10 protein-coding genes are annotated in these 11,930 nt (G+C 42.1%); 3 read left to right on the top strand and 7 right to left on the bottom strand.

What is annotated here, in order from left to right; all coding sequences use genetic code 11:
• Nucleotides 1-348: 348 nt before the first annotated feature.
• Both J8Z24_RS07305 and J8Z24_RS07300 read left to right on the top strand, forming a co-directional pair.
• A complete protein-coding gene (locus J8Z24_RS07305) occupies nucleotides 349-768 on the top strand; it encodes a hypothetical protein (RefSeq protein WP_125253201.1) in 420 nt (139 codons plus the stop codon).
• Between the two features lie 208 nt (nucleotides 769-976).
• Nucleotides 977-2,299 carry a hypothetical protein gene (locus tag J8Z24_RS07300; RefSeq protein WP_252095525.1) on the top strand — a complete coding sequence of 441 codons (1,323 nt, stop codon included), beginning with the start codon at nucleotides 977-979 and terminating at the stop codon, nucleotides 2,297-2,299.
• A 470-nt stretch (nucleotides 2,300-2,769) separates the two neighbouring features.
• On the opposite strand, the gene J8Z24_RS07295 is transcribed toward J8Z24_RS07300, so the two are convergent.
• The 7 genes from J8Z24_RS07295 to glk all read right to left on the bottom strand — a co-directional run bounded on the left by J8Z24_RS07295 (nucleotide 2,770) and on the right by glk (nucleotide 10,540).
• A complete protein-coding gene (locus tag J8Z24_RS07295; RefSeq protein WP_176033633.1) occupies nucleotides 2,770-2,919 on the bottom strand; it encodes a ubiquitin family protein in 150 nt (49 codons plus the stop codon).
• A 564-nt stretch (nucleotides 2,920-3,483) separates the two neighbouring features.
• Nucleotides 3,484-4,128 (bottom strand): adenylate kinase, encoded by a 645-nt coding sequence (gene adk / locus J8Z24_RS07290; protein WP_125253203.1) that lies wholly within the window; start codon nucleotides 4,126-4,128, stop codon nucleotides 3,484-3,486.
• 167 nt (nucleotides 4,129-4,295) lie between these two features.
• Nucleotides 4,296-5,300 carry a type I glyceraldehyde-3-phosphate dehydrogenase gene (gene gap, locus J8Z24_RS07285; protein WP_128732661.1) on the bottom strand — a complete coding sequence of 335 codons (1,005 nt, stop codon included), beginning with the start codon at nucleotides 5,298-5,300 and terminating at the stop codon, nucleotides 4,296-4,298.
• 17 nt (nucleotides 5,301-5,317) lie between these two features.
• On the bottom strand, nucleotides 5,318-5,938 hold the full coding sequence (locus J8Z24_RS07280) for a bifunctional 4-hydroxy-2-oxoglutarate aldolase/2-dehydro-3-deoxy-phosphogluconate aldolase (RefSeq protein ID WP_252095524.1): 621 nt from the start codon (nucleotides 5,936-5,938) through the stop codon (nucleotides 5,318-5,320).
• A gap of 23 nt (nucleotides 5,939-5,961) precedes the next feature.
• On the bottom strand, nucleotides 5,962-7,815 hold the full coding sequence (gene edd, locus J8Z24_RS07275) for a phosphogluconate dehydratase (RefSeq protein WP_125253206.1): 1,854 nt from the start codon (nucleotides 7,813-7,815) through the stop codon (nucleotides 5,962-5,964).
• A 693-nt stretch (nucleotides 7,816-8,508) separates the two neighbouring features.
• Complete coding sequence (locus tag J8Z24_RS07270) at nucleotides 8,509-9,528, bottom strand: LacI family DNA-binding transcriptional regulator (RefSeq protein WP_125253207.1); 1,020 nt, start codon at nucleotides 9,526-9,528, stop codon at nucleotides 8,509-8,511.
• Between the two features lie 4 nt (nucleotides 9,529-9,532).
• Entirely contained in the window at nucleotides 9,533-10,540 is a 1,008-nt protein-coding gene (glk, locus tag J8Z24_RS07265; protein ID WP_128730162.1) for a glucokinase, read from the bottom strand.
• 316 nt (nucleotides 10,541-10,856) lie between these two features.
• Here glk and J8Z24_RS07260 point away from each other — a divergent pair, with 316 nt between their 5' ends.
• On the top strand, nucleotides 10,857-11,876 hold the full coding sequence (locus J8Z24_RS07260) for a LacI family DNA-binding transcriptional regulator (RefSeq protein WP_128730164.1): 1,020 nt from the start codon (nucleotides 10,857-10,859) through the stop codon (nucleotides 11,874-11,876).
• The last annotated feature ends 54 nt before the right edge of the window (nucleotides 11,877-11,930 follow it).

The raw sequence follows: 11,930 nt of genomic DNA, 5'->3' as shown, positions 1-11,930 counted from the left end.
ATTTTAGATTGACCGTTAATATTGATAGTAAGATATGTCGAACTACACTATATGTAATAAGTAACTAACATTTTGGACAATAGGTGAGCAGGCTTACTTTTATCGCTCATCGAACATACTACCGCATCCATTTATAAAACCGGCACTGTAATGGCTATTCATCAATAGTACCCGAGCAGTGGCTAAAAAAGCCTGAGAGTTTGGGGAACAGTTAATCCTAGCTTTGAAGCAAGCGAGAAGTAATCCGTAAAAATGGGATCATGATCAGCCTAAAAGCCTTCTGTTCAGGTACCCCACACAAAGCTCAGCTGTCATTACATGGCTTATTTCATCATAAAAGGAGACTAAATGGCTGTAAATAAATCAGATCAAGAATATACCCATGTGCGGCAACTGTTAAAGAAAATGGATCCTGATATAGCTGCCAGCTTTAGTTACAAACAACGCAAAGCACTACAAAAAGCAATGGATACGCGTAGTTGGAACAACCATAAGATTGACTTTAGGCCGACATTAGCACTGCCATTCTTACCCTGGAGTTTCTATTTTGTTTTCCTTGGCGGTGTAAACAGGCGCAAGCTAAGCTCGAGCGAACGTGTTACCGCCGCTATCGTTTTTTTAATCACGCTACTTGTCTTCAGTGTTATTTTGCTTGGGATCTTGTTTGTTGCGCTTTACTTATTAAAGTCTTGGCTAGGTATTGATATCTTTGCTGGTGAATCACTGGGCTTATGGGATCATTTCAAAGAAGTGTTTAATTTGGAATAAGGTATGTAGATGAAGCAATGATTTAGCCAGCATCCAAACACCAGATTACATAGTAAGTAGAAATCTTTTTTGCTTCTTACTCTAAAACAGTACAAGTTTATAATCGATTAATTTATATAGTAATTATCAAGGATAAGTCCGAAACAGCGCTATACTTTGTTCCTGATTTTGGGTAGCATCTGCACTGATTCAATAATGGACTAAATCAATGAAAACTACAAAAACACTCATCGCGCTTACGCTTATCTCTTCATTAGTAGCTTGTGGCGGTAGTAATAATAACAACAGTACACAAGGTTCAGGAAGCAGCAGTGCTGCTCTAGCAAAATTCACAACAATGACTAGCGTGACTAACTCGTGCGGTGAAGCCACTCAACCAGCTTTTGATGTTGTATTCCATAAACTTGATGGTGCCGTAAACGGTACCACAAAATCTGACAATCAAGGGAAGATAGATACCGATATTCCCCAAGGGACACAACATATCTCTGTCATAATACCAATGAAAAACAATGATGGTGAAAAGGTGACTTATGTCGACACGTATCTTGATGTTTCTAACGGATTAACACTAGATAGACTCAGTTTTTATAACAGTGATGACTCTTGTTCATGTACATATGAGGCGCAAGTCGATATTTCTGAACTTAAAATATCTGCACCTGATGCTATTTTGGAGGGGGTAAATCGCCGCCCAATTCATATTGATGTTGCTGATGACGTATTGCCAATGTGTAGCAAGGATAAACTCGCTTATCTTTCAATCAAAACGCCATACTTTGGCGGCTCAAAAGCGGCGAAATTTGATCTCTCTTCCGGAGCAATCAGTGTAAAAGAGTCTGACTTTATTCATCAAGGCGTTAAAGTCGACTACTCACACATTGATGAGCATAGTATGGGGACTGTTAACATACGTGGTGCCATTGATAACCGCTCTGTTTTTCATCAAGTTTCATATAGAACCAAAGATAATCTTTATATCTACCCCTCTATTGCAGATACCAACTTACTTTCTCTTGCAAGCTTTGAGGAAAACAGCTTTGCAGAGGGTAACTTTAAGAGCTTTAATACTGCATATCAGCATATCGACGAAAATGGTCACTTAGATCAACCGCAGAAGATTTCGGCCTACGATGTTGGTTATGAGTTTTCAAACAGCTTTGTTAATGCCCTAGTATCATCAAATAGTAACGTATTATCTTATGATTACACCAACGCTGTACCCAGTGCTGACAGAGTACAATATATGATAGGGTTTAATGATTACAAGCATGGTGCGGTAAGTTGGTATATCAACTCTGAAGCTAAAGGAACAATCCCTGATTTGGAATTTGGTGATATTCTCACTGATGAGACGATGGATGAAAGCTCTATGTACCTCTCATTTAACCTTTACGATTATAATCATGAAGGTAATTACATTGACCTTATCAATGTGTTTCAACGCCAAACATACGAACAATTGATAGACAGTGGTATATATGATGGTGGCGCTTCCATCAGAATAGAGTTTGAACTTAACTCCAATTAAGCTTTATTAAAGGTGATATGAGGCGAGCTTAAACGCGTAAAAAGCTCATAGCTCGACTTATATCATCTAACTTCCATTGAGAGCCTCTTAGCCGTAATTCCCACTATCGATTAACACCATTGCTATAACAGCCTTAAACCAATTATCTTAATTAAGAGGTCTATGTTGAGGCGAGAAAGTCTTGTCGATAACACCGCGCCCGCGTCCTGCTATTACCTCGGTAACTACGTCCTGTAAGCAAGGCAAAAATTTTGCTTCTAAGCTGTTCTAAATAAGAAGTTTTGTGACTAATCAAAACAATAGGATAGTACGAATGTCATACGGCTTTATGCTCATCTCTAAGCAAGAAATAAAGTGAAAAAGGAGCTAAAACGCTCCAAATCATGTAGATATATCAACCCTTAATGGCAAGTCTTATCTTTACACTATAAGAGAAGCCTACCTAGTTGTTCTATCACCCATGGTTTAAGTTATTTTGCAATGTCGCAATATGCTTTACTTAACTCTTTAAACCAACTGGAAGTAAATCCGCCTCCCGCAACTTGTGGTGTCAGTTTTTGGTTTAATGACTTGTTATCAGATAGGTTTAACATACTTTTCTTTTTTACTTTTAATTTCATTTTTTTATCCTTAATGACAATCTGAATTTTCAACTTGCTTACATTGCAAGTAAAAAAATAATAACAACATTGAGATAGTTAGCAAACATTTGCTTTTAAATTGTCCTGTTTTTTAATACGGAAAGTATGAATTTGCGTTAGAAAGACTTGTTACTCAGGTGACGAGTAAACGACCTGAGCCCCTATCCGCTAGTTGCTCTAAGGTATACTGCATACAGCTTTTTTTAAGCTTTCAACAACTACTTTAATTAAAAAATCTCTCTGGATGAATACAACACCTTGTGAAGGTGTGGATCACCAGGATCCAAACTTAACCAACTATTACTGCTGAAAACCTTCACTATATCTAGCTGAGAGGAAGCAATTGTACCGTAACACCTGCTAATCTATGGAAATTGCTAGGCCAGTCTGGATTTGCTAGCAAACTGCTCGCTAGAACTGGAGCTTGGGCATGTAGAGTGAAACTTTTACCTTTTTAGGAGACTTAAATATTCTTTTTGTTGCGAGGTTAATATACTAAAAAAGGAGCTAAAATTAGCTCCTTTTTATTTCGATTTGTAAACTTTAGCCTAAAAGCTCACCAAGCTGCTTGCTGACCGCATCAACAGCTTGAGTACCATCAAGTTTGTGATACTGCGTGTTACCGGCGTCCGCTTCAGCGCTGTAGTAATCTACAAGTGGCTTAGTTTGCTCGTGATAAATTGCTAGGCGTTTACGTACTGTTTCTTCTGTATCGTCATCACGGATGATAAGGTCTTCACCTGTCACATCGTCTTTGCCTTCAACTTTAGGCGGATTGTAAACAATGTGGTAAACACGGCCAGAACCTGGGTGTACACGACGACCACTCATACGCTCAACAATGATCTCATCCGCAACGTCAAACTCGATGACATGGTCTACATTGATGCCATTTTCTTTCATTGCATCAGCTTGTGGGATAGTACGTGGAAAACCGTCAAGCAAGAAGCCGTTTGCACAATCTTCTTTAGCAATGCGCTCTTTGACTAAGCCGATAATAATTTCATCAGACACCAATTGACCGGCATCCATGACTTTTTTCGCTTCAAGACCCAGTGGTGTTCCCTCTTTAATTGCGGCACGTAACATGTCACCTGTAGAGATCTGAGGGATCCCATACTTGTCCATTAAAAATTGAGCTTGAGTACCTTTACCTGCACCCGGTGCGCCTAGCAAGATGATGCGCATAATTAAATCCTCGTTTGGAGTTATTGGTATTTGTGTGTGAATTTTTCCATATACGCTGCCAATCCTCAAGGGACTTATACCAATTGATAAGGCAGAATGGTTATTTTTCTCGTAAAAACAAAAAAGCTCTGCGATTAACAGAGCTTTTGGTCAGAAATTAATCCTGATTATAAGAATGTACCTAGTGCCTTCACTTGGTCTAACATGCGGCAAGAGAAACCCCACTCGTTATCATACCAAGCCATCACTTTTACAAGTTTGCCATCAACTTTGGTTTGCGTTGAGTCAAATACCGAAGAAGCTGGGTTATGATTAAAATCGATCGAAACCAGAGGTAGCTCATTGTACTCTAGGATTTCACTCATTACGCCCTCAGCAGCTGCTTTAATTGCCGCGTTGACCTCTTCTTTTGACGTCTCGCGCTTCGCAACAAAAGTTAAATCAACTAGCGATACATTGATAGTTGGCACGCGAACCGCCATGCCGTCTAGTTTACCCGCCAGCTCAGGCAGCACAAGGCCTACTGCTTTTGCTGCGCCTGTTTTTGTTGGGATCATCGATTGTGTTGCACTTCGAGCGCGGTACAAATCTTTGTGGTATACGTCAGATAAGTTCTGGTCGTTCGTGTAAGCATGAATAGTCGTCATGCTACCTTGCTCAATTCCAATAGTGTCGTTTAACACTTTTGCAATAGGCGCAAGACAGTTTGTGGTGCAAGATGCGTTAGAAATAATCGTTGACTCAGCATTAAGTACTTCACTGTTAACGCCATGAACAACCGTTGCGTCCATATCAGTACCCGGTGCAGAAACGATCACTTTCTTAGCGCCCGCTTCAATGTGCTTTGCAGCGGCTTCGCGAGAAGTAAACAACCCCGTACATTCAAGCACGACGTCAACATCCAGTGTTTTCCATGGTAAGTTTGCAGGATCACGCTCTTGCGTTAGCGTAATTTCATCTCCACCAATAACCAGTGTATTATCATTCAGTACGACTTGCTCTTGAAAGCGGCCATGTACTGAGTCAAACTGAGTTAGATGCGCATTTACATTTGCAGGTGCAAGATCGTTAATGGCAACAACTTTAATGTCTTTATTCTGACCTGACTCGTATAGTGCGCGAAGTACATTACGACCTATACGTCCATAGCCATTAATTGCGATATTAATCATGATAACTGTCCCCTAATCTATTTTACTTCACTTGCTTGTTTTGCAAGCGCTTCAATGGCTTGCCAGTCTTTGTTTGCGATAAGCGCTTTATCAAGCATCCAAGTACCGCCCACACATACCACATTGTCGAGTGCTAAATACTTAGGTGCAGTTGCCAACGAAATACCACCCGTTGGACAGAATTTTACTTGTGGAATTGGTCCGCCAATAGACTTAAGCATTGGTGCACCACCTGCAGCTTCTGCTGGGAAAAATTTCAAGAATTCAAAACCATGACTTGCAAGTTTCATCACCTCACTTGGCGTTGCGGCACCTGGAAGGAATGGAATACTTGAAGACTTTGCCAGTTCCAATAATTCGTCATTTACGCCAGGGCTGACCATAAAATCAGCGCCGGCTTCTACAGAAGCATTGAAAGTTGCTTTATCCATTACCGTGCCAGTACCGACATAGGCCTCTGGTAAAGCCGCTTTAATGTCTTTCACCGCTTGCGCTGCCACCGGTGTGCGAAGTGTAACTTCAAGTGCTCGCAAGCCACCATTAAACAATGCCCTAGCAAGCGGTACCGCGTCTTCTAGGTTATCAATAACGATAACCGGAACCACTGGTGCTGCTGACAATATCTCTTTAATACTCATGCTCACCCTCATTCCCACTGTTATTATTCTTCGATGCCAAATGAGCATGCGCCTTGATCTGCACTACTCACTATGTGTCTAAATCCTGAAAATAGCTCTCGGCCTGTACCAAATGTCTGTGACTGTGGTGATAGCTGTAATTCACGCTGTGCCATTTCTTCATCAGAGACGTGTAGCACTAATTCGCCTTTAGGTGCATTTAGAGTGATCAAATCACCTTCGTGCACTTTAGCAATTGCACCACCTTCAACCGCTTCAGGCGCAAGGTGTATTGCTGCTGGTACTTTACCCGAAGCACCAGACATACGACCATCGGTGACAATTGCCACTTTAAAGCCTTGGTCTTGTAGTGTAGCCATCACTGGTGTCAGTTTATGAAGTTCAGGCATACCTTTCGCTTTAGGGCCTTGTTCTTTAATCACGGCAATAAAATCTTGGTTAAGCTTGCCAGCAGCAAAGGCTTCTTGTAATTCACCTTGAGAACTGAATACCTTTGCTGGCGCCGTCACAGTTTGATGCTGCTCTTGTACCGCAGATACTTTAATCACCGCTTTACCCAAATTACCACTGAGTAATTGCAAGCCACCTTGCTTATTAAATGGATTTGCGACTGGACGAAGCACTTCTTCATCTAGCGAATTCTCAGGCACTGGTACCCACTTCACTTTAGCAGGCCCTTGGTTATCGCTAATGATCACATTGCTGTTAATATCCAGCAATGGTTCCATGGTGTAAGCATCAAGTCCTTCGCCCACAATTGTTTTGACGTCATTGTGTAAGAAGCCGCCATCTCTCAATTCACGCATCAAGAAGCCCATCCCCCCTGCTGCTTGGAAATGGTTTACATCTGCATGCCCGTTTGGATAAATACGCGTTAATAACGGCACCACTTCAGACAAGTCGGCCATATCCTTCCAGGTAATTTGCACACCTGCCGCTTTTGCCATCGCCACCAAGTGGATAGCATGGTTAGTTGAACCACCAGTAGACAATAGACCAACTAAACCATTAATAACGGTTTTTTCACTCACGATGTCCGCAAGTACATTGCCACTTTTTCCATCGAGCAGTTGCGCCAACATGGTCTCAACTGCACTCGCTGTTAGGCCATCTCTTAGCTCAGTGTATGGGTTGATAAACGAACTACCAGGTAAATGAAGACCCATGATCTCCATTAGCATCTGGTTAGAATTTGCTGTGCCATAAAAAGTACAAGTACCAGCACTGTGATAGGAAGCACTTTCGGCTTCTAGTAGCTCATCCCGACTTACTAGACCTTGAGCGAACTTTTGACGAATACGAGCTTTTTCTTTATTTGGGATCCCCGACTGCATTGGGCCTGCTGGCAAAAAGAAAATAGGTAAATGACCAAAAGATAACGCGCCGATTAATAATCCTGGGACGATTTTGTCGCATACGCCAAGACAGAAAACTCCATCGAAAACATCATGCGATAATGCCACCGCTGTTGACATGGCAATTACGTCGCGAGAGAACAAAGACAGTTCCATACCATCGCGGCCTTGTGTCACCCCGTCACACATCGCAGGTACACCACCTGCCACTTGTGCAGTCGCATCAAACTTATTTGCCACTGCTTTAATTAAATCTGGATATTCTTTATATGGTTCGTGCGCCGACAGCATGTCATTGTACGAATTAATAATTGCTAAATTTGGTTGTTCGTCTTCTTTCAGACGTGCTTTGTCACTGCTTGAACATGCAGCCATCACGTGTGCTAGATTTCCACAGCCCAGTCCTGCTCGTACGCGCGTTTGTTTTTTTGCTTGTTGGATTCGAGCTAAATAGGCTTGACGTGTTGCTTTGCTTCGCTCAATGACGCGTTCGGTGACTTCCTGAATTCGTGGATGCAACATAATACTGACTCTCTAGTGTTAGAGGAAAAAGGCTCTGCACGATTACCAGCATTCGTGGCAATCCTTGTACAGAGCTGCTTTGATTTACCCGTTCAAAGGTACGCTATCAGGTTGTCTCTCACCCCAACCTGACACCGGTGTCACTATATTTACTCACAAAGCTGACACCGGTGTCAACCTTTCTTATAAATTTAGTCTAACTTTTTAAAATGACCAAATTATAACCATTAGAAATTCAACTGGTATCTGTGTAACAAGAATCGTTTGTTGTTTGATTTTATTGTTAATTATTATGACAAAAATAATTATTCTAATGTCTGATCATAATCACTATTGTAGAGTTAAATTCTCAATTGGCCTTAGCATGACGATATGCAGCTTAATACCAATTTGCTTAATTAAGTGGTCTATTTTGAGGCGAGAAAATCTTGTCGATAACGAGGCAAAAATTTTGCTATTTAGTTGTTCTAAATGAGAAATTTTTAACGCTGTTAGCGTCAGATTTACTCCTTCAAATTGAGCAAGTATTAAGTCAAATTGGTATAACTGATGGGTCAACAAGCTTCATTAATGCGATACAAACCTGAGGATTACTTGAACGCGCTGTATTTAACATTTTTCCTAAGAACAGCGAAAATAAAAAGCCCAATGACTAAGCATTGGGCTTTGGGGCAAGTATAAAAATTGAAAATGTTATGAGTTCGAGCGCGCTTGGGTCGACTCTCGAGTAATGAGTTTAGCTTCAAGTACATGTTGAAATGGCGTTTCTTGCGGCTGCGAAATATGCTTTATTAACTCCTCTACTGCAATACGTGTCATCTCTTCGACAGGCTGTGCAATGGTCGTTAGTCCAGGCCAAATATGCCGAGCGATCGGCGCATTATCAAAGCCTGCAATAGACAATTGTTGCGGCACTTTAATTTCACGTTGCGTAGCCAACTTTAAAACGGCAGCCGCCATATAGTCATTTGAAGCAAAAACAGCGGTCGGCCTAGGGTCTAGATCTAAAATCGCTTTTGCGCTGTCTGCACCCGAATGGTAACTGAAGTTACCTTCTGCGACTAAACGCGGCTGAAAATCTATACCATGCTTTGCGATCGCGCGCTGATAACCGGAAAAACGATTTTCTGTGGCACTGTGATCTGGGTGACCTTTGATAAATGCTATTTCGGTGTGACCTAACTTAATCAAGTGCTCTGTAAGTTCAAACGCGCCCTGTTCATCGTTACTTCTAATCGAAATGGAGTCATCTCCTTCAATTGCCGACGCGACACGTGCATACGGAATTTTTCGCTGCTTTAAAAAAGCTATCAGCTCTTTGGAGTCTGAAAATGGTGGGGTAAGTACAATTCCATCTAATCTTGAAGTCGTCAGTAACTGCTCAACGTTATCAATAAGGTCTTGACCACGCAGTTCACATGGGTGGATCAATAAGTTGTAACTGTGTTTTTGACATGCCTCAAGCGCACCACTTTGCACGCGCGTGATGTAACTCTTTGATGGATTATCGTAGAGGCAACCAATAATAAAGCTGCGGTTTTGTGCCAGACCCCGCGCGATTGGATTTGGTTTATAATTTAATTCTTCAAAAACTTTTAGCACTTTTTCGCGAGTTGCCGGACTGACATTAGGTTCGTTGTTCAGAACCCGAGAAACTGTCTTTTTTGACACTCCAGCATACTCAGCAACGCTATTGATAGTTACTTTTTTCATTGGCCTACCTTAACGATCCTCGTCGCTCGTGAATACAAGCCGCAGCACCAATTAGTGGAATATTATCCTGCACCACCAAAGTTACTGGAATTTGGCTGGTATACTGCGACATCATGCCTTTTTCAGTAAAGCGCTCAACAAAGCTACTTGCTTGCAATCTAGTCTGCATGCGAGGCAATATCCCACCGCCAATATAAACGCCACCTAAAGCACCAAAAGTCAGCGCTAAGTCGCCTGCTACACTGCCCATCCAGTCGCAAAAATGTGTAAGCGTCGCGTCACACACTTTACATTCTTTGGCAAGAGCACTGACTTGCGCAGCGTTTAAGTCTTTTGCTTGCTCACCACGCACTTGCGCCATGGCTTTGTAAAGTCTCGCGATACCGGGGCCAGAAAATACAGTCTCAACAGAGACATGCTGAATGCTGGCACGAAGGACGGTCAATAATTCTTTATCTAAAGCGGTCACCGGTGCAAGTGAAATATGCCCAGCTTCACAGCTCATCACTGCACTGCCGTTAATATCTCGCGCAAGACACGCAGCCCCAAAACCAGTTCCGGGTCCCATCACCCCAATATTTGCCCCTAACTCTGGCTGGCCTTGTTTAATTACAAGGTTTTTCTCTAATGCTAAATATGGTGAAGCATACGCAAACGCGGCGAAGTCGTTTATAACCGCCAGTTCATAAAAGTCAAACTGTGATTGAATGTCTTCAGAATTAAAATGCCAACCAAGATTAGTTAGGTGTACTTGCTGAGACTTAATAGGACCTGCAACCGCTAAACACGCTCGGCGTGGTTGTGGGATGGGTAACTCAGTTAAATATTTTTGGATAGCGGCTTCAAAAGATTGGAATTCAGCACTTGGAAAAGTAACTTGGTGAGTGATTGAAAAACGATTAGTTTGTGTGTCGAAATCTGACACTATAGCAAATCTAGCATTTGTTCCCCCGATGTCGGCAACGACAATCGGTTCAAACGGCACGGATGAATGGCTTGTTGTCTGGCTCATATTATTATCTCTTTATCACTGCGATTATGCTTGGGCTAACATCAGGGCTGCCAGCACACGTCCTGCAATTTATTGTCTCAGCTAGCCAAAATTTGCACGCCTTGGCTTTTGCTCTTACCTAAATTGAATTAATTGGTAAAAAAATGCTGCCCTTGGCATAGGGCAGCTAAATACGTTTTGACAACAAAATGATAAAACACCGACATTATGACACCGGTGTCAGACTGTATCAATAAAAATTTGCAAATTCTCTTAAATTGGTTGAAAAAAATTCTCAATGGCTGACAATGTCACAGTCCAAAGCGTTGAGAAAAACATGAAAGGTAAAGCAACTTCATTTGATATTGCCCACTATGCAGGCGTATCACAATCTACCGTGTCACGCGCCTTAAGAAATAGCCCGTTGGTTAACGAAGAAACACGCCGCCGTGTCCATGAGATTGCAAAAAAGCTAAATTATAAAGTCGATAAAAACGCCAGTAACCTGCGTACCCAACAAAGTAGCACACTTGCACTATTACTATTTGAAGACCCAACGGAGGATGAATCACAGATCAATCCTTTCTTTTTAAGTATGCTGGGCAGTATTACTCGCGCATGTGCAAAAGAAGGTTACGATTTATTAGTCTCGTTTCAATCCACCAGCAGTGATTGGCACGCTGACTATGAAGATAGTCATCGCGCTGATGGCCTTATTTTACTGGGTTACGGTGATTACATCGACTACCAATCGAAATTACAAACCCTACTCGACAATCACACTAAATTCGTCTGTTGGGGCGCATCTGTTGATGATCGCCCTGATCTAACAGTGAGCTGCGACAATTATGGCGGTGGTGCATTGGCCGCTAAGCATTTAATTGAAATGGTTAGGACTGATTGTGCGTTTATTGGCGATGCTTCGGATCATAGTCCTGAATTTTTCGCTCGCTTTAAGGGCTTTAGAGATACTCTCAAGCAAAAGGCGATCGAAGTCAGCGATCGTAAAATAGCCAATGCCATCTCCACAGAAGACTCAGGTTACCATGCGACCCGCTCACTTATTGCCAATAACGTGACATTCAATGCGCTTTTTGCCGCCAGTGATCTTATTGCAATTGGCGCTATCAAAGCGCTACAAGAAGCTGGGATCCGCGTACCGCACGACGTACATGTTGTTGGTTTCGACAACATAGCTGCGGCCGGTTATGTCTCTCCATCTTTGACAACAGTACAGCAAAATACCACGCTGGCAGGTCAAATGCTGGTTGATAATTTACTTCGGCTGATCAGAGGAGAACAAGTAGCCGATACACTACTGCCACCTAAACTGATTATCAGACAGTCTTCACGGTAACAGTCGCGATAAAAATGCCGAGGTAAACCTTGGCATTTTTATCGCTTGTATTCG

The sequence above is a fragment of the Pseudoalteromonas sp. SCSIO 43201 genome (assembly GCF_023716725.1).
In the GTDB taxonomy this organism is placed as follows: domain Bacteria; phylum Pseudomonadota; class Gammaproteobacteria; order Enterobacterales; family Alteromonadaceae; genus Pseudoalteromonas; species Pseudoalteromonas peptidolytica.
The sequence above is the reverse complement of the archived record's forward strand: the minus strand, read 5'-3'. Positions and strand labels throughout refer to the sequence as shown.